General features: G+C 46.6%; 16 protein-coding genes. 4 read left to right on the top strand and 12 right to left on the bottom strand.

What is annotated here, in order from left to right; genetic code table 11:
- Positions 1 to 21: 21 nt before the first annotated feature.
- The 3 genes from QMG91_RS26220 to QMG91_RS26210 all read right to left on the bottom strand — a co-directional run bounded on the left by QMG91_RS26220 (position 22) and on the right by QMG91_RS26210 (position 3,887).
- Positions 22 to 1,719, bottom strand: coding sequence for an ABC transporter permease (locus QMG91_RS26220; protein ID WP_281830962.1), 1,698 nt, complete (start codon positions 1,717 to 1,719; stop codon positions 22 to 24).
- On the bottom strand, positions 1,716 to 2,801 hold the full coding sequence (locus QMG91_RS26215) for an ABC transporter ATP-binding protein (protein WP_281830961.1): 1,086 nt from the start codon (positions 2,799 to 2,801) through the stop codon (positions 1,716 to 1,718). The genes QMG91_RS26220 and QMG91_RS26215 overlap by 4 nt, the downstream gene beginning before the upstream one ends.
- Positions 2,802 to 2,894: 93 nt before the next feature.
- Entirely contained in the window at positions 2,895 to 3,887 is a 993-nt protein-coding gene (locus QMG91_RS26210) for an extracellular solute-binding protein (RefSeq protein WP_281830959.1), read from the bottom strand.
- Positions 3,888 to 4,093: 206 nt separating this feature from the next.
- On the opposite strand from QMG91_RS26210, the gene QMG91_RS26205 reads away from it, so the two are divergent.
- Positions 4,094 to 5,236: an ROK family transcriptional regulator gene (locus QMG91_RS26205; protein WP_022597977.1), complete on the top strand. Its 1,143-nt coding sequence runs from the start codon at positions 4,094 to 4,096 to the stop codon at positions 5,234 to 5,236.
- A gap of 212 nt (positions 5,237 to 5,448) precedes the next feature.
- Here the strand turns inward: QMG91_RS26205 and QMG91_RS26200 are convergent, their stop codons facing one another.
- The 8 genes from QMG91_RS26200 to QMG91_RS26165 all read right to left on the bottom strand — a co-directional run bounded on the left by QMG91_RS26200 (position 5,449) and on the right by QMG91_RS26165 (position 12,461).
- The gene (locus QMG91_RS26200) at positions 5,449 to 5,775 is read right to left on the bottom strand and encodes a hypothetical protein (protein ID WP_004408043.1); all 327 of its coding nucleotides are present in this window, start codon (positions 5,773 to 5,775) and stop codon (positions 5,449 to 5,451) included.
- 116 nt (positions 5,776 to 5,891) lie between these two features.
- Positions 5,892 to 6,221, bottom strand: coding sequence for a hypothetical protein (locus QMG91_RS26195; protein WP_223097973.1), 330 nt, complete (start codon positions 6,219 to 6,221; stop codon positions 5,892 to 5,894).
- 303 nt (positions 6,222 to 6,524) lie between these two features.
- Positions 6,525 to 8,246: an ABC transporter substrate-binding protein gene (locus tag QMG91_RS26190; protein ID WP_281830956.1), complete on the bottom strand. Its 1,722-nt coding sequence runs from the start codon at positions 8,244 to 8,246 to the stop codon at positions 6,525 to 6,527.
- A gap of 61 nt (positions 8,247 to 8,307) precedes the next feature.
- On the bottom strand, positions 8,308 to 8,580 hold the full coding sequence (locus QMG91_RS26185) for a DUF2160 domain-containing protein (RefSeq protein ID WP_004408040.1): 273 nt from the start codon (positions 8,578 to 8,580) through the stop codon (positions 8,308 to 8,310).
- An 11-nt stretch (positions 8,581 to 8,591) separates the two neighbouring features.
- Positions 8,592 to 9,392, bottom strand: a complete 801-nt coding sequence (locus QMG91_RS26180) for a carbohydrate ABC transporter permease (RefSeq protein WP_281830953.1) — start codon at positions 9,390 to 9,392, stop codon at positions 8,592 to 8,594.
- 11 nt (positions 9,393 to 9,403) lie between these two features.
- Complete coding sequence (locus QMG91_RS26175) at positions 9,404 to 10,267, bottom strand: carbohydrate ABC transporter permease (protein WP_004408038.1); 864 nt, start codon at positions 10,265 to 10,267, stop codon at positions 9,404 to 9,406.
- A complete protein-coding gene (locus QMG91_RS26170) occupies positions 10,267 to 11,367 on the bottom strand; it encodes an ABC transporter ATP-binding protein (RefSeq protein WP_223097968.1) in 1,101 nt (366 codons plus the stop codon). The genes QMG91_RS26175 and QMG91_RS26170 overlap by 1 nt, the downstream gene beginning before the upstream one ends.
- 5 nt (positions 11,368 to 11,372) lie before the next feature.
- Complete coding sequence (locus QMG91_RS26165; RefSeq protein ID WP_022561865.1) at positions 11,373 to 12,461, bottom strand: ABC transporter ATP-binding protein; 1,089 nt, start codon at positions 12,459 to 12,461, stop codon at positions 11,373 to 11,375.
- A 347-nt stretch (positions 12,462 to 12,808) separates the two neighbouring features.
- On the opposite strand from QMG91_RS26165, the gene QMG91_RS26160 reads away from it, so the two are divergent.
- The 3 genes from QMG91_RS26160 (at position 12,809) to QMG91_RS26150 (ending at position 17,287) form a co-directional block, all read left to right on the top strand.
- Positions 12,809 to 14,704 (top strand): sigma-54-dependent Fis family transcriptional regulator, encoded by a 1,896-nt coding sequence (locus tag QMG91_RS26160; RefSeq protein WP_200767856.1) that lies wholly within the window; start codon positions 12,809 to 12,811, stop codon positions 14,702 to 14,704.
- A 348-nt stretch (positions 14,705 to 15,052) separates the two neighbouring features.
- Positions 15,053 to 16,930, top strand: coding sequence for a S8 family serine peptidase (locus tag QMG91_RS26155; protein ID WP_409351273.1), 1,878 nt, complete (start codon positions 15,053 to 15,055; stop codon positions 16,928 to 16,930).
- Positions 16,931 to 16,978: 48 nt separating this feature from the next.
- On the top strand, positions 16,979 to 17,287 hold the full coding sequence (locus QMG91_RS26150) for a hypothetical protein (RefSeq protein WP_022592685.1): 309 nt from the start codon (positions 16,979 to 16,981) through the stop codon (positions 17,285 to 17,287).
- Between the two features lie 42 nt (positions 17,288 to 17,329).
- On the opposite strand, the gene glpD is transcribed toward QMG91_RS26150, so the two are convergent.
- Positions 17,330 to 18,892 carry a glycerol-3-phosphate dehydrogenase gene (glpD, locus tag QMG91_RS26145; RefSeq protein ID WP_281830948.1) on the bottom strand — a complete coding sequence of 521 codons (1,563 nt, stop codon included), beginning with the start codon at positions 18,890 to 18,892 and terminating at the stop codon, positions 17,330 to 17,332.
- Between the last annotated feature and the right edge of the window lie 179 nt (positions 18,893 to 19,071).

Below are 19,071 nucleotides of genomic sequence, written 5' to 3'. Positions count from 1 at the left end.
TAAACTCTGTTGGTGAAATACTTAAACAAACGATGATTCGCTGTCATCTGAGAAACGGAAAACCGTGTAAACACAGAGCCCAGTGCTCACCAGTAGAATGGTCGAGAGTGCTGCTGCAATACCAAATTCCCCGTCTAATACCGATATGTAGATTTTGATCGGCATGGTTACCGTTCCTGAGTTATAGAGAATCAATGTCGATGACAGCTCATTAATTGCGGTGATAAAACTCATCAGTGACCCGACAATTAGCCCGGGCAGGATGAGAGGAACAGTGACAGTCACAAATGCCTTTAACGGGTTTGCGCCTAAGTTAATGGCTGCTTCTTCCAGAGAAGGCTTAATCTGTCTTAGATTGGTTGTCGTGGAACGAACGCCATAGGGAAGTCGCCTGATAAAGTAGATCATAATGATGATCGCGGCAGTTCCGGTCAGGTCAAACATTCCGGTTCTGAACGTAGTAACAAAACCTATGGCGATCACTACCCCGGGAACCAGATATGGCACCATCATCAGTAAGTCGATCATGCCGGATGTTTTGGTGTCCCGGCGTACAATCAGGTAAGAAATCAGCCCCGAGAAAATCGCGATAAGTGCAACGGCAACCAGCGCAAAAGAGAAGCTGTTCACTATCGCTTCCGGCGCATCGCTGATAACCCGAGCATAGCTCTGTAAACCAAACCCTCCGGTAAAGACGGGTCCATTGGTTTGCAGGAACGAGGTATAAACCACCACCATGGTAGGCAGCATAGCGACCAGTACGACGGCGTAACAGAACACGTGTGCTAATACGTTTTGTATGCCTGTTAGCTTGCTGACGACGGGTCTGTTGGTAAGAGCACTGGCGTATCTGCGTTTTGCCAGAATCTTGCGCTGTACCAAAAGAGCCAGCATAGAAATAGCCATCATGACCAAAGAAATGGTCACAGCCATGGTCGGTTTTCCGCCTAGCTCAGAGGTATAAGCCGAATACGCAATGGTTGAAAGTGTTCTGAATCCACGCCCTAAGATCGCAGGTGTACCAAAGTCGGCAATAGAAAGAACAAAGCAGATGATGGCTCCCGTACTTACCGCCGGGAAAACCAATGGCAAAGTGACTTTGAAGAAGCGTTCAAGCGCATTGCAGCCGAGGTTTTCAGCCGCGTCTTCGAAAGACTTATTGACCGATTTAAGTGCCGTTTGTGTCATCAGGTACACAAAAGGAAAGAACTTGAGTGTGAATACCAGAATAACCCCACCCGCTCCGTAAATGGTAGGTGTTTCTATGCCAAACTGGGCGAAGAAGTTAGTCACAAAACCGTTTGATCCAAACATCATAATCCACGCATAAGCACCGATAAACGGTGGTGCTACCAGTACCAGAATGGCTAATGTTGAGATGAACTGTTTTCCCCAAATGTGGAAACGAGCGGTGAAGAAAGCTAAAGGTACACCCAGTAAACACGCACCCAGAGTCCCCATAAAGCCTACGTAAAGTGAATTTTTTAACCCAGTCAGGTAATAATTTTTAGTGAAAACCTTGATGTAATTATCGAGTGTAAATGCCCCTGTATTGGCATCGAAGAAGCTCACCACAAACACGCTAAAGATGGGTAGTATCAATAGGATGAATAAGATGGCGACGGTGACGATGGAAACAAACGACCAGAAATCCAGTTGACGGAATTTAGGAAACAGGCTGGTTATTCCCTGTGGCGCCGCAATGCGAGGAGTATTCATTGCAATCTTCTCCCAGTTTCTGAATCTTCAAACAAAGAGATGTCTTCTTGGTCAAAAGACATGAAGGCTTGGTCTCCCTCTTTGATGTTCATAATGGTTTCGTCTGGGCGGGTAACCGCTTTTAGTATTTCTCCGTCAGCCGTTTTGCCATGCACTTCCATTTCTCTACCAATGAAACTGATTTGTTCGACCGTGACCTTTACATCAAAAGTGTGTTCAGAAGGGGAGGTTGCATGTAAAGAGATCGCTTCGGGACGAACAGCGGCGACGATTTCCATCGATTTATCAGCATCAGCAGGATAGTCACCTATCACTTTATCTGCGCTGGTCAATGAGATGAGACCACCTTGATTGGAGGTTCTAAGAAAGTTGTTTCCACCAACAAAGTTGGCAACAAAGCGATTCGCCGGACGGTTATAAACTTCGAACGGTGGCGCTGCCTGTTGAATGATCCCTTTGTACATCACACAAACCGTATCGGACATGGCCAGTGCCTCTTCCTGATCGTGTGTAACATATACCGTGGTCATTCCCATTTTTTGCTGAATTTTTCTGAGCTCGGCACGCAGATCTACCCTGAGTTTTGCGTCCAGATTAGAAAGCGGTTCATCCATAAGCAAAACCGTTGGGTTGATGACGATTGCTCTGGCAAGCCCTACACGTTGCTGTTGTCCTCCGCTGAGTTCGTGTGGCATGCGTTTGGCAAACTCAGAGAGCTGAACCATTTTCAATGCGTCTTCTACGCGCTTTTTCATTTCGTTTTTTGCAACTTTGCGCTGCTTCAAACCAAACGCGACGTTGTCTTCAACGCTTAAATGAGGGAAGACGGCGTAATCCTGAAATACCATACCAACATCGCGTTGGTGCGCTGGTTCGTTCTCGATTGAGTGCGAGTCGACAACGATTGTCCCTGAATTCTGGCGGTGAAATCCTGCAATGGTGCGGAGCAGGGTAGTTTTTCCACACCCACTTGGTCCTAGTAGCGTGTAAAAGGAACCCGATTCAATCGAAATATTAATGTTTGACAATGCGACAACGTCACCATACTGCTTTCTTATTCCGTTAATTTGTACGGCTGCCATTTCATCACCTCTGTAATCTGGCTAAAAAATACAGTGGCTCTGCTTCAAGCCACTGCTTAATAAGTCGTTTTCTAAAAGGTTAATCTGGATTCTTTACTGAACGTCTAAGACCCAATCTGCCCAGTTTTCGACAAGGCGTGAGCGGTTATCCGCTGCCCACTTAAAGTCGTAATCCATGACAGGAACTCTTTCTAACGGAATAAGAAGTGGGTTGGATTCCACATCGGTACGCACAGGTCGGCGACCAAGAGAAGCAACGACTTTCTGACCTTCTTCTGAAAGAATAAAGTCGATGAATTTTTCAGCACCTGCACCATTTGGGCTGCCTGCAACTTTCGCAATGGCATCGGGTGCCAGTGCAGTGCCTTCAGATGGGTAAACGATTTCTACCGGACCGCCCCCTTCTTTGTATTGCAATGCGGCATCTTCTAGCGTGATGCCGATAGGGGACTCGCCATCATTAACAAATCGAGGAACCGCACCAGAGCTGTTGGAGAGGACGAAATTTTTCAGTGCACCTTTGTAGATAAGAGCAGCTTGTTCTTCCACAGAATAGATCTGCATAACCGTCGCATACTGGATAAATGCGGAGCCAGAGCGATCGGCTCTTGCTGATGAAATTAAGCTTTTATAGATGGGTTTAGATAGATCCTCCCAACTTGCCGGTACAGGCAGACCTTTCAGCTTTGCTTCGTTGACAATGAACACCATGACAACGGCAGTGAAAGGCGACCACATATCACTTTTAACCAAACCCGGAATGAGGCTTTCAGCATGCACCGATTTGTACGGGCTAAATAGGGTTGGGTTAAAGTCGATGACCGTGCCGTCAACACTCCACAAAACATCGGCGACGGGCTTGTCACTTTCCGCGGTCAGACGATTCAGCAGTTCACCTGAGCCAGCTTTGATGACCTGCACTTCAATGCCTGTCTGTTTCTCAAATTTTGGCACCAAAGCGTCAACAAACTTCTGAGGTGCAGCGGTGTAAACCGTAATTACATCAGCAGCATATGAGCTAAATGAAGCAATTCCCACAATTGCTGCAGCCAGTATTCTGGATGTTATTTTTTTACTTAAACGCATATTGTTTCTCCCTCTCTGCGTCGATTTCCTTATTGTTAGAATTGATATTAGTGATTATTTTACACAATGTAAATTAATCCAGAGGATAAAAAATGAACAGCTTAATTTGTTTTGAAGTTGATCAAATTTTCTGAATTTTGTTTTCGCATGGGGGGATCAGTGTGATGATCTAAAAAACCAATAAAATGAAGTGAATGGAACAAAGAGTGGTTGTAAACATTTTTGCAAAGTTGAATATTCGACGGATTGTGGCACACATCCGACGATATGGTCCTCAGACGCGAGCTACTCTGACCAAAGAGCTGGGCGTGACGCCAGCAACAATTACCCGATTAACCAGTGAATTGCTTGAGCATGGTGTGATGGAGGAAATACCGGATCCGACTAAAAAGGGTCAAAAAGGATTCCCCTCTAAATTACTAAAGCTCAAATCAGAGAGTCTGCTCACGACGGGCGTGTATTTTGACCCGGATACCTTGTATACCTGCGTGGCAGATCTAGAAGGAAATATCATCACGGAAGAGCAGTTTTCCATTGATAACAGGGATTTTCATACCATTTTGACTAAGGCCAGTCAGAGCATTCATCAACAACTGGAGCAGTCTGGCAGTGATATTTCCCGAGTGGTGGGGTGCGGCGTCAGCTATCCCGGGCAACATACCGATACGCCGGGGCGCACATTAAAAACTCAGCAGTTTGCCGACTGGCCGTCGATAGATTTTAGAAACGATCTCGCCCAGTATTTTGAATTTCCCGTCTATCATATCAATGACGCGAAAGCCGCCTGTCTTGCCGAGCTTTACTATGGTGCCTGCAAATCGCACCAGCACTACTGCTATATCTGGTTATCTTATGGTATCGGTGGTGCGGCTATTATCGATCAAAGCCTTTATTTAGGTCACAGTCAGGTTGCCGCTGAATTCTCAGGGCTGTTTCCGAAATCTAAGGAAAGACCATCAGGTCAGGATTTACTGGATACTTTAGTCAAAGAAGGAATCGAACTAGAGCGACTGGATCAACTGACGGATGAACACCTGAACACACCTTGCGTTAAAAAGTGGGTTGCCCGTTCTACGGAGCAGATAAAGTGGCTTTGTTTGGTGATAGCCCGAACGTTCGCCCCGGATGCGATTGTGATTGGTGGAACCTTACATTCCAGCCTGATCAATCAGATCCAGGCGTCCATTAGTGAAGAAACTGAATTAGGTGAAGACTTTGCCATTCAGCCGCCGAAAATAGTAAGAGCGACGACTGATATAAAACCTCAACTAGGTGCTGCGGTCCTTCCTATAGATGAATTGATTAACCCAGCAAGATATCAGGGGCGGATCCATAAAACAGACCGCTAGAGAGTTGTGGTAGCGCGCTAACAAAGAGAGCCTAGCAGTTTCCCTGCCAGGCTCTCGCTTTTGAATCTCTAATTAATGCGGGTCATATTGAATCACACGGCAGAATGATCCAACCGTACCATTTGTATAAACGGTCGCATTTCTTTTCCCTTGCGTGAACATTGCCAGAGCGACAGAAGTTCTTATTGATAATCCTTTTCCAAATAACGTTTTTATTGAAGGTACAAATCTTTGATTTTAAACCAGGACCCTTCACAGCCCTCAATAGTGACCGTAAGTTTCATACCTGATGCTTTTGCAGTAAGAATGGTTGACTTAATAACATCGTCCGACTTGGATAACCCTGCCCAACCGTTATTTCTACTGCACTGATTTGCTCTGATGGCATTAGGGAACCCACCATCAAGTTGTAGTGCAATTGCCCCATTCGGATTCGCGAACACTTTCTTTACTGTATTTGTGTCTTGAGAGTAGGAAGCTGCGGATGCACTACCAAGAAATGATAGAGATGCAGATAAAAGAAGAATATTTCTAATCATAGTAACTTTATGTGTCTAATTAACTAACGCTTTTAACAATGTATCGAAACAAGAGCTAACTTAGCTTGTTGAATATTTATTGGATTCAAGAATCTTATTCCTGGAAACCGCCATTATTACATTTGGACCACAATGTAATTGAATGTTGGATAATTGCCGTAACACGTATCCACCACATTGAAGCTGACCTTTTTTCCAGCCGTAGAAGCGGTCATTAACAAACTCAAGGTTTCTTTCCCTGATACAGCATTGTCTTTGTTCCAGCGGATGGAACTGGAACGGCATTGTGTGGGACCCACAGTGGTGTCTAGAGTTGCGTAGCATGTTCCATCATTCAAATGGCAACCGATTTGTTTGATGTCTCTCCAGCCAGACCCCTTTGCAAGAGCTACATTGGAAGTCAGTAACATAGAAGAAATCATTGTGAGTTGAATAAGCCTTTTCATTTTATACCTGAAGTTGTTATTTGATTTATTTGTCAATTTTGAAATTCTAAGGCGAATTCATTTCCCTGAAAAATCGATCGGAAGTATGCCATTGATAAGGCTTTTTTTTACTTTATTTCCATACATTTACAACCTAACTCTCAGTTAAATAAAGAGAAGCGGGTTTTATACATTCTATTTTGCTGCTTTTGTTGAAGCGTGCGTATTCATTCGAACCAAAAAAGCCAGCAATGCCCTACACATTGCTGGCTGGTTTGCTTCCAGATTCCCTAAGCCAGAAGCAAATAGGTCGATCTGTCTCGATTACTTGGAAGCGATCAGATCTTTATAGGCGATGGTTTTGCCTTGTGGTTTCTCGTTCGCCAGTTTGGCTTTCGGAGAGCCCGGTTGAGCTAACCAGTATTCTGCGCCTTTTTCTGGGTTCAGCTTAGGACCACATTCGCCTTGTGCTTTACTGCGCTCTAAACGACGAAGTACTTTGTCTTGTGCTTTCGCCAAGCCGTCCAGTGCTTCTTGTGGGGTCTTCTCGCCACTGGCTGCTTCAGACACGTATTGCCACCACAGCTGCGCCAGTTTTGGATAGTCTGGCACGTTGGTCCCGGTTGGTGTCCACTGTTTACGCGCATCACTGCGGTAGAACTCTACCAGACCACCCAGTTTTGGAGCGGCATCAGTCATCGCTTGCGAATTGATGTCCGATTCACGAATCGGCGTCAGACCCACCAGCGTTTTCTTCAAGCTCACAGATTTAGACACCACGAACTGCGCGTATAACCAAGCGGCTTTGCGGCGATCAAGCGGTGTACTGTTCAAGAAGGTCCAGGAACCGGCATCCTGGTAGCCCAATTTCATGCCGTCTTCCCAGTATGGACCGCGTGGCGAAGGCGCCATGCGCCATTTTGGTGTGCCGTCTTCGTTCACCACTGGCAAGCCCGGTTTGGTCATATCCGCAGTAAAGGCGGTGTACCAGAAGATTTGTTGCGCGATAGAACCCTGTGCTGGAACAGGACCTGCTTCACCAAAGGTCATGCCTTGTGCTTCTGGTGGCGCGTACTTCTTCAGCCAGTCTACGTATTTTGTGGTTGCATAAACGGCTGCTGGACCGTTGGTGGCACCGCCACGAGAGACATCCGATCCCACTGGCTGACAACCTTCGATACGAATACCCCATTCATCGACAGGCAGACCGTTTGGAATCCCTTTGTCACCAGCACCGGCCATGGAGAACCATGAATCGGTGAAACGCCAGCCTAAGGAAGGATCTTTCTTACCGTAATCCATGTGACCGTATACAGGCTCGCCATCAATGGTTTTCACTTTGTCGGTAAAGAACTCAGCGATGTCTTCATACGCAGACCAGTTAAGTGGTACGCCCAACTCGTAACCGTAAGCGTCTTTAAACTTGGCTTTCAAATCGGCGCGCTCGAACCAGTCGGCACGGAACCAGTAAAGGTTGGCAAACTGTTGGTCTGGGAGCTGGTAGATTTTACCGTCTGGTCCTGTTGTAAAGCTCAAACCAATAAAGTCTTTCAGATCCAGCATTGGGTTGGTGACCACTGCACCTTCACCGGCAATGAAGTCACTGATAGGAACCACTTTACCGTAGCGGAAGTGCGTACCAATCAAGTCGGAGTCATTGACGTAAGCATCGTAAATATTACGACCCGTCTGCATTTGGGTTTGCAGCTTCTCTACCACATCACCTTCCTGAATCAGGTCATGGTTAACCTTGATACCCGTGATTTCATAGAAAGCCTTCGCCAATACTTTCGCTTCGTACTCGTGAGTTGTGATGGTTTCTGATGCGACATTGATTTCCATTCCTTTGAATGGTTTTGCAGCATCGATGAACCATTGCATCTCTTCCTGCTGTTTTTTCACAGAAAGTGTAGATGGCGTAAACTCAGACTCCAGCCATTTGTTGGCTGCAGCCATATCGGCACTCGCATAAGGTGACACCGCTGCCATCAAAATGGCCAGCGACATACAACGTCCTAAGTATGTTTTTTTCATATCCTTTTGCATTACTAATAACTCCTGTTATTCATATATTTCACGTTATGTTTATGTGTAGCTTTTAGCGTCATTATCCCCATTTCATTACGGTACATAGCCAAACTACAGAAACTGCAAATGGCACCCAAATACTGATTTCACTCAGCCCTACGAAGCCCAAATGAATGAAGGCTCCGCTGAGTAAACCAATGAACAGACGATCCCCACGGGTGGTGGAAATTGGCAAAAAACCTTTGCGTTCCACACAGGGGTATTTGATTTCCAAAATCGTCATGGTGACGAGGATCAGGGCGATCCCCGTGAAAAAGAGTGCTGATGGAGTTGTCCAAGCCATCCAGTTCATGTTGTTTCTCCTTAAACTCGTCCGAGGGCGAAGCCTTTCGCCACGTGATTGCGCACAAACCAGATAACCAAAATACCGGGCAGAATCGTCAGTACCCCTGCCGCGGCCAGCACGCCCCAGTCAATCCCTGAGGCGCTGACCGTTCGGGTCATCACCGCTGATATGGGCTTGGCATCCACTGAAGTCAGGGTTCTTGCCAGCAGCAGTTCAACCCAACTGAACATGAAGCAGAAAAAGGCCGTTACCCCGATGCCAGAGCGGATCATCGGTAGGAAAATCTTCATAAAGAATTTCGGAAAGGTGTAGCCGTCGATGTACGCGGTTTCATCAATTTCGCGTGGAACACCCGACATAAAGCCTTCCAGAATCCAAACTGCCAGCGGCACGTTAAACAAGCAGTGGGCTAGGGCGACCGCAATGTGCGTATCGAACAGCCCAATCGATGAATAAAGTTGGAAGAATGGCAACAGGAATACCGCTGGTGGTGCCATTCGGTTGGTCAACAGCCAGAAGAACAAATGTTTGTCGCCGACAAAACGATAACGCGAGAAAGCGTATGCTGCGGGTAAAGCCACAATCAGGGTGATGATCATGTTCATCACCACGTAGATGATGGAATTCACATAGCCCATGTACCAGCTGGGATCTTCAAAAATCACCTGATAGTTGCGGAACGTCCAGTTCTCTGGGAAGAAGCTTAAACCGCTCAGGATCTCCTGATTCTCTTTGAACGACATGTTGAGTAGCCAGTAAATCGGCAACAGCAAAAACACCACGTAAGCAATGAGGCCGAATAGTTTTGATTTAGTCATGATTCAATCCTCTACTTGTTCTCTGTGTGCGTCATTGCGGTGTAGAACACCCAACAAACCAGCAAGATGATTAGGAAATAGATGATGGAGAACGCCGCCGCCGGACCAATATCGAACTGACCGATCGCCATTTTGGTCAACGCCTGGCTGAGGAAGGTGGTCGAGTTACCCGGACCGCCACCCGTCAACACGAAGGGTTCGGTGTAAATCATGAAGCTGTCCATAAAGCGGATCAGCACACCAATCAGCAACACGCTTTTCAGTTTCGGAAGCTGGATGAAGCGGAAGATGGCCCAGTTTGAAGCACGGTCGATTCGAGCTGCTTGGTAGTAAGCATCTGGAATCGCACGCAGACCGGAGTAGCACAGAAGCGCGATCAATGATGTCCAGTGCCAAACGTCCATCAGCAACACGGTGAACCATGCGTCAACAGGGTTGCCTGCGTAGTTGTAGTTGATGCCAATGCTGTTCAATGCCCAGCCGAACAGACCGATGTCGGCACGACCAAAGATTTGCCAGATGGTGCCGACCACATTGAGTGGAATAAGTAGTGGCAGCGCCAGAACGATCAAGCAAAAGACTGAGCCTTTGCCTTTAGCTGGCATCGCCAGCGCCACCAGAATGCCTAAAGGCACTTCGATCAAAAGAATGGCAAACGAAAAACCAAACTGGCGAAATAACGCCCCTTGTAAACGTTCGTCGTTGAGCATTTCTTTGTACCATTCCGTTCCCACAAAGTAGGCGGTGTTGGCGTCGAAGATGTCTTGCAATGAGTAGTTGACGACCGTCATCAATGGGACGACCGCACTGAATGCCACCAGAAGAAATACGGGCAGCACTAAAAACCAAGCTTTGTTATTGGTGACCTTGTCCATTAGTCTTCCCTCTCCCCAATCAAAAATTCATCCAGATACACCATGGTCCATTGCTCTGGGAAGCTGATGTAAGCCACCTTGGCTGGCACAGGCTGATCTTCTTGCAAGCGGGCTTTGATTTCCTGTTTGCCCACTTTAAGCGTCAGAATCTTATAGGTGCCGAGGTCTTCTACATGGGACACGTCGCAGCGGATTGCGCTGTCGTTTTCTTTCTCCCATACATGAACAAACTCGGGGCGAATGCCAATTTTGATGTTGTGGGTGTTGGCACCCAGAATTTTCTCTTTCAAAGCGTTGGAAAGTGGCAAGTCAACGTCGTCGAAACGCACGCCATTGTCGGTAGGAATCACCTCAATCAGATTCATTCCCGGACTGCCGATGAAATACCCTACAAAGGTATGGTTCGGTTTTTCGAATAACTCACGTGGCGTACCAAATTGCACAATTTGACCGTCGTACATCACCGCAATCTTGTCGGCAAAGGTAGAGGCTTCGAGTTGATCATGGGTGACGTACACCATGGTGATGTTGAATTGCTGGTGGATCTGCTTGAGCTTACGTCTAAGTTTCCATTTCAGCTGTGGGTCAATCACCGTGAGTGGTTCGTCGAACAGAATCGCGGAAACATCATCACGAACCAGTCCGCGTCCCATGGATACTTTTTGCTTCTCATCTGCCGTCAGGTGCTCGGCGCGTTTCTTTAAAACGGGCGTGAGTTCTAAGATTTCGGCAATTTCGGTCACTTTTGAGTGAATTTTGGCGCTGTTCACCTTCATATTGCGCAGTGGGAATGCCAGATTGTCGTACACCGACATGGTGTCGTAGATCACCGGAAACTGGAAAACCTGCGCGATATTTCGGTCTTGTGGAGGAATGTCATTCACCTTCACCCCGTCAAACAGCACTTCGCCATCCGATGGGCTCATCAGCCCGGAGATAATGTTAAGCAGGGTGGATTTCCCACACCCAGAAGGACCAAGCAGTGCAAAAGCGCCCCCTTGGTGCCAGGTGTGCGTCATTTCCTGGATGGCGTAGGTGGAATCGGGACCTTTCTTTTTGTCGTATGTATGCGCCAGGGCATTAAGTGTTATCTGAACCATATCAATTATCCCAACAGATGATGACTAGGGGCATGGATCAACTGTTCATCCATGCCGAACACGTAAAACTTATGAATAGGGATGTAAATCTTGATCGATTCATCAACGTCGTAGCTGTGAACCCCCGGTAAGTGCAGCACCATTTCAAAGTGGTTGTTGCACACGTGGAGGAAGGTTTCAGAACCGCTGATTTCAGCCACTTCAACCTGAACCGACAATTCAATGTCATCGTCGTTTTTCGGCAGCAAACTCAAATGGCTTGGACGCACGCCGAAAATGTATTCCCCTTGTCCTAAATGCTTCAAAGATTGATTCAAAGGGAAGTGAGCTTTTTCATCGAAACACACTTCGCTGTCTGTCACTTTTCCGCGCATCAGGTTGATTGGAGGTTCGCTGAACAGGGTCGCTGACGTAACGGTATTGGGTTTGTGGTACACCTCGGGTGTGATGCCCGACTGAATAACACTGCCTTCGTGCAGAATAGTGGTGGTTCCGCCAAGGGCTAATGCTTCGTTAGGCTCAGTTGTGGCGTAAATGGCGATGGTATGACGAGTCTGAAACAGCTCGCGCATTTCCTGACGAAGTTCTTCACGTAATTTGTAATCCAGGTTAACCAGCGGCTCGTCGAAGAGAATGATCTCGGCGTCTTTGACCAAAGCTCTTGCCATTGCAGTACGCTGCTGCTGACCACCAGAAAGTTCCAATGGTAAACGGTTAAGGTATTCTGTAATTCGCAGCATTTCTGCTGTGGCGTGTACTCTCTCCTGAATCTCTTTGTCTGCCATGCCTGCCAAGCGCAACGGAGAGGCGATGTTTTCGAAAACCGAAAGGTTGGGGTAATTGATGAACTGCTGGTACACCATTGAGATATTGCGTTCACGCACAGGCATACCTGTTACGTCTACGCCATTGACCAGAATTCGTCCTGAAGTGGGCTTATCTAAACCGGCTATGAGCCGCATTAATGAAGTCTTCCCCGCCAGCGTTCTCCCTAATAGCACGTTAAACGAGCCCGGTTCGAACGTCAGGCTGGCTTCATTGATGTGGACTTCGTTGTCCACCAATTTGCTTACCTGCTCAAGTGTTAATGACACTAAGTTCTCCTTAACTTCGAAATTATCTTTAAATTTTTGGGTATGCTAATTTTCGATAATGTTCGTTATTGCCAGAACTGTGCCAGTTTGTTGTTAAACGAAAATAAACGGCGTTTTAAACAATCTAATGCCTTTATAAACAATGAATTAATATAAATATCACTTTAACTTTATGAGATATTGAGCTTTTTATCCTTAACAGTGTGAGATCACATTTGTTAACAAAATGTGTTCAAAGTGTTCAGTTTGTGCTAATTTGAGCTGAGCACTGATTGAACAGTATTTTCGTTTTCGAACATTTTTCGCTCATCCTTTCGAGCATTGCTTAGCTGTAATATGTGGTTTTCATGGACGAATATAAGAATAATGATCGTTCCCACCAGTCGATCATAGAAAGCTCGTGGCGACGCTGCCGTGATGCTGGGCTGGCGCATTCCAGTACGCCAGTCATAGAAATGGCAAGTGACGCCGACTTCACCTCGTCACTCGATCAGCACCATGGTTTGCTGCAAACGACGCAGCAAAAAGTGCTGCCGTTTTACGACAACCTTCTCTCTAACAGTAATTGCTTAGTGATGCTGGCAGACACCAACGGGCAGGTGCTGAACAGCTGGGGAGAGCAACGGTTCTTTCAGGAAAATCAGCCTCATGTTTTTCGCCACGGTGTGCATTGGCAGGAAGGATTGATAGGAACCAATGCCATTGGCACGGCTTTAGAAACAGGCAACATTGTTCAGATTTTCCATGATGAACACTTTCTCGCTTCCAACCGATTTATGACAGGCTCGGCTGCCCCTTTGTTTGACGCTGACCGCCGAATGACAGGGGTGTTGGCGATATCGAGTGACACCTACATGCCTACAGCCCATACGCTTGGCATGGTGAAGCTGATGTCTCAGGCCATTGAAAACCAGCTGATTGTTTCCCGCTTTAATTCGGATCACTACTTGTTCTGGTTTAATACCAGTGAAGAGAACATCGATAGTCAATGGTCCTGTCTATTGGTGTTCAATGAACAAGGCACCATTGTCTCTGCCAACCGGCGGGCAGAAGTGGTGCTGGGTTGTGACTTGGCTCTTCAAAATCTGGATCAGCTGTTTGACGTACGCATGGATCAATTACTGGCACACCCTTCTTATACCCCTCTGGTTCTGAGATCCAAACATAACTTCAATTTCCATGGCATTGTGATGCCACCGAAGATCCCGCAAGGGCGCTCACTGGACTTTCGTAATGCTCCGAAACCTGCGGCCAAAGCGGTTTCGAAAGATGATGTACTGGATCTTGAACGCCTGAACATGGGCGATCCAAGGCTGTCGAAAGCCATCACTCAAGCTAGCAAGATACTGAACACGGATATTCCCATTTTGATCAATGGCGAAACTGGAGTCGGGAAAGAAGTGTTCGTAAACGCGCTTCACCTGTCGAGTGAACGCTCACAAGCCCCCCTTATTGCTGTGAATTGTGCTGCGATTCCTTCTGAACTGGTGGAATCTGAATTGTTCGGATACGAAAAAGGCGCGTTCACGGGCGCGCACACCAAAGGGTATATCGGTCTTATTCGCAAAGCCGACAAAGGAACGTTGTTTCTCGATGAATTGGGTGACATGCCACTGAATGTGCAGGCGCGTTTATTGCGCGTGCTTCAGGAAAGAAAGGTCACCCCGCTTGGTTCAACGACCTCGTACCCTGTGGATTTCAAATTGGTGTCTGCCACCAACCGACATTTAAAGCAAGATGTCGAAGCGGGTAAGTTTCGACAAGATCTGTACTACCGCGTATCGGGTCTGAACATTACCCTACCACCGCTTCGCGAGCGTACTGATAAAGACGCTTTGGTCCAGTACTTATTGAGTAAGTTTTCTAGTGGCGATCAGCCAGGGCAAATTTCTATGGAGGTTTTGTCTCTGTTCAAGTCGCACCCTTGGCCAGGCAATATCCGCCAGATGGTTAGCGTGATTCAGATTGCACTCGCGATGGCAGAGCCGGAAGCGATTCAGGTGGATGACTTGCCGGATGATTTCTTAGCCGATGTACAGAGCTCAACAAATCATGATTCCAATATTCGTCCATTCGTCGCGCCAGTAAATACGAGTTTTCAATCCCAAACCACGGTAGAAGAGAAAGAAGACTGGTTGGAGGCGTATGAGCGAATGAACCGCAATATTTCGAAAACCGCCAAAGAGCTTAATATCAGTCGAAATACACTTTATAAAAGACTGAGAGAAAGTGGTCTGAAATAGTAAGTACGTTGTGATCTTTGTGATTGTTTTTATTGAGTTTTTTATCTATATCCTGATTCTTACTGTGGCTTAATTTTCTCCTCTTATTACGAATTTTATGACTATTATATGCATACATAGTCATTATTTCCTTATTAACATATTGATTTATAAGGTATTCTGTTTAATTTTTTAATGTTAACTAAAAGTGTTGCAAATGAGAGTGCAATGCATTGCAATAAATTTTAATTTATAAATTATTTGCTCGATTTATAGGCATTGTTTTATAGCAGGGCAGCTTTCGAATGGTTACCTATTCGGGTCACCAAAAAGCAAATTGCATAAATGCGTAATACAAGGAATGAGTAAATGATTAAGTTAAACAGAAAGAACGTCGGGCTATTTAAGCCTACCGTATTGGCTTTGGCGATGTTCACATCTGGCTATGCTGTAGCCGATAATTTCACTCAGGTTTCAGAAGCTGAGCTGCCTGTTAAATACCTAGTGAAATTTAAAAGCAATATGTCTGAAAGCCCTGCCAGAATGGGCTTGAGCCAGTTCGCTGGGGAAAGAATTGTACAAGAGTCTGTGTTGGATCGCATTAACGCACAGCAAATAGAAAAATTAGGTGATAGCTCAGTTTACAGTGTCGAAGTTGACCAGGCTGCGCTAAGCGCTCTGCAACACAATCTGGACGTAGAATACGTTGAAATTGACCAACCACGATTCTTGCTTAGTGAGCTCACACCATGGGGTCAAGACTCTGTAGGTGCAACGTTATTGTCCGACGTTAACGCGGGTAACCGAACGGTATGTATTATCGACTCAGGCTACGATCTTGCGCACACTGATCTGGCGACAAACCAGGTAACAGGTACCAACGACAAAGGCACTGGCGACTGGAGCGTTCCGGGAGCAGGAAACGCTCACGGTACTCACGTAGCAGGTACAATTGCAGCAGTAGCGAACAACACCGGTGTTGTAGGTGTAATGCCTAACCAAAACGTGAATCTGCATATTATCAAAGTGTTTAGTGAGAGTGGTTGGACATACTCTTCTGGTTTGGTTAAAGCAGTGGACACTTGTGTCAGTAATGGTGCGAATGTTGTTAACATGAGTCTGGGTGGAAACAAGCTCAGTGTAACGGAAAAAGCCGCGTTTAAGCGCCATAGTGATCATGGTGTCTTATTTATAGCTTCTGCTGGTAACGACGGAAATACTAAGCACAAGTACCCTGCATCTTACGATTCAGTGGTATCGGTTGCAGCTGTTGATACAGCGCTGGATCATGCGGCCTTCTCTCAGGCAACCAACCAGGTAGAGATTGCAGCACCGGGTGTGGCGGTACTTTCAACCGTTACAATGGGCGAAGGTGTACTTGCTGATATCGAGTACAACGCACAAAGTTACTTTAACCGCGGTATTGTTCCTCACAACCGTTACATCAAAAACGCATTGGACAAATTCGAGCCAGCTAAAATATCAGGCACTCAAACTGCTCCTGCCGCAGTCTGTGATACGACAACAGGCAAATATGTCTGTGGTGACATGAAAAATAAAGTCTGTGTAGTTGAGCGTATTGAAAATCAGCGTCCTGGTCTTCGTCCAGAAATCGATGCTGTAAAAGCATGTTACGACGCGGGTGCATCTGCAGCTATCGTATACAGCAACTCAGAACTGACTGGTCTGCAAAATCCATTTGTTGTAGATGCGAAAAATGAAGCACCACTGCTTTCTGTAACGGTTGACCGTACACTGGGTCAGGAGTTTGCAGCGGCGGCTGGCCAGCCAATCACGGTGAGCGTGACAACAGGTGAAGATTATGCCTACTACAACGGTACATCTATGGCAGCTCCACACGCTGCGGGCGTTGCAGCTCTAGTATGGAGCTACAACCCTCAATGTACTGCCGCTCAGGTTCGTAAGGCACTAAGCGCAACGGCAACTGACCTGGATGTAGCGGGTCGCGACAACCGCACTGGTCATGGTTTAGTGAATGCAGTAGCAGCTAAAGAATACTTAGATCTTGGCTGTAACGGTGGTGAGCCAATTCCAGACCCTGCTGTTTGTGATGCGACTGGTCTGAATGTTTACCCTAACTGGCCTCAGGCTGACTGGGCAGGTAACCCAAACCACGCAGGTGTTGGTGACAAACTGGTTCACAACGGTGCAGTTTATCAAGCAAACTGGTGGACACGTTCTATCCCGGGCAGCGACAACAGCTGGTCACACGTATGTGATTTGTAATACCTCAGAGTGCCTCTTCGGAGGCACTTTCTCTTAATAGGATCTTGAATGAAAAATAAGCGAGTAATAGGTGTATTGATGTCAGCAGCCATTGTGGGTTCTATTGCAATTGCCCATGAAACGGAGGCGACCATGAAGCACTACGTGAAGTTTGTGGAAAGCTGTAAAGCCGAACTGCAGCAAAGCTTGGCGTCTGAAAGCATTACGGTGATCGATGAACTCATCCACGATAAGGTTCTTATCGTAGAAGCCACTTCAGAACAGGCAAAAAGCCTGACGAATCAGGCTTGTGTGGAATACGTAGAACTGGTTCCGGAAAGAGAAATGCACAGCGGTTCCGACCCTTTTTCTCACTAGCATTGATACCCAGACAGTTTAGGTACTGGGTATAGAGTGGACTCAGACAGCATGCTGCAAGTTTGAATCGCTGATGTGTCTGTTTAAATACTGCTCCAGTTTTTCAACTTCTAGCGAACTGAACTCAATTCCTAACTTGGAGCGTCGCCACAAAATATCTTCACTTGTGACCGCCCATTCGTGCTGAATCATGTAGTCCACTTCGGCTTGATACAATCCATGGCCGAAATCGATGCCCATGTCCTGAACTGAACGACGATTTTCCACTATGCGATGGCTTAGTGTACCGTAAGACCTTACCCAGCGACGGATGATAGTTCGGTCTAACCATGGGTAGCGATTTTTGAGTGCAATCTCCAACTGTTCTCTGTTGATGAAGTCTCCGCCGGGCAGCGTTGCTTCTTTTGTCCACGGCGCTTTCATCGAAGGGAAGAACGGAATCAGTTTATTGACTGCGGCTTGCCCCAGTTTTCTGTACGTTGTTAATTTGCCACCAAAAATTGAAAGCAGAGGGGCATCATCAAACATGTCGTCCAGTTCAATGGTGTAATCTCGCGTTACTGCTTGTGCGTCGGAAGATTCGTCATCGCACAAAGGACGAACACCAGACCAGGTATTAATGACATCTTCAGGAGAGACTTTCTCGACAAAGTGCTGATTGACGATGTCACACAAGTAATCCACCTCGTCATCACTGATTTCGACCTTAGAAGGATCACCCTGATACTCAACATCCGTAGTGCCGATGCACGAGTATTTGTCCTGATACGGAATAACAAAAACAATCCGGTTGTCTTCGTTTTGCAGTATGTAGGCGTGATTCTCAGGGTACATGCGCGGCACCACAATATGGCTGCCTTTTACCAGTCGGATCCCACGCGGTGATGGCAGACTAAGTTGATGATCAAAGAATCGATCAACCCAGGGACCTGCGGCATTAACCAAGGCTTTGGCAGATACGGTTTTGACGACATGGGTTTGAGTGTTTTCGATATCGATTTCCCAGCCAGAAGAGCTGCGAGATGCGCCAGTGCAGCGAGCCTGAGTCTCAATGTTTGCACCTAACTGGCTTGCTAACTGAGCGTTGGCAATGACCAAGCGGGCGTCATCCACAGCGCAGTCTGAATACTCAAATCCCGCTTTCATTTCTGGGAGTAACGGGCTGGATTCTCCGAAATTAACCCCATGGCTGGCAGGAAGTGAAACGCGCTTTCCTATGTGATCATAAAGAAACAATCCTGTGCGAATCATCCATGCAGGGCGAAGGTGTGGTCTGTGTGGTAGCTGAAAACGTAAAGGTGCAACCAAATGGGGGGCGCTTTTCAATAAGACTTCGCGTTCTGCCAGTGCTTCGCTCACCAAACGAAACTCATAATGTTCGAGATAGCGCAACCCGCCATGAATAAGCTTACTGCTTGCTGATGAAGTGGCGGAAGCGAGATCGGACATTTCGAATAGCCCCACTTTTAATCCCCGACCTGCCGCATCGGCTGCTACAGCAACGCCATTGATACCACCACCGATGACAACAACGTCGTAATCTTCTCTGTTTGGATTGTGTTCATTAGCGGAAGCCGTTTTATCGAATTCAGCTTGGGTAGACATATCTTTACCTTCGTAAATGTTCGTTTGTTTTCGTTATTGCGCAGTATATACACATATTGATAGGTGGGTCGAGTGAAAAATAAACAAAATTTTATTGTCTATGAGCTTGTCACAGTATCAATACTGTCCTTGAATTGTCATATGGATAAAGTACGGGTGACACTTTTGTCAGGTTTAAC

Source organism: Vibrio nigripulchritudo, assembly GCF_027924785.1.
In the GTDB taxonomy this organism is placed as follows: Bacteria; Pseudomonadota; Gammaproteobacteria; order Enterobacterales; family Vibrionaceae; genus Vibrio; species Vibrio nigripulchritudo.
Note: the sequence above shows the minus strand (reverse complement) of the source record. Positions and strands in the feature narration are given on the sequence as shown.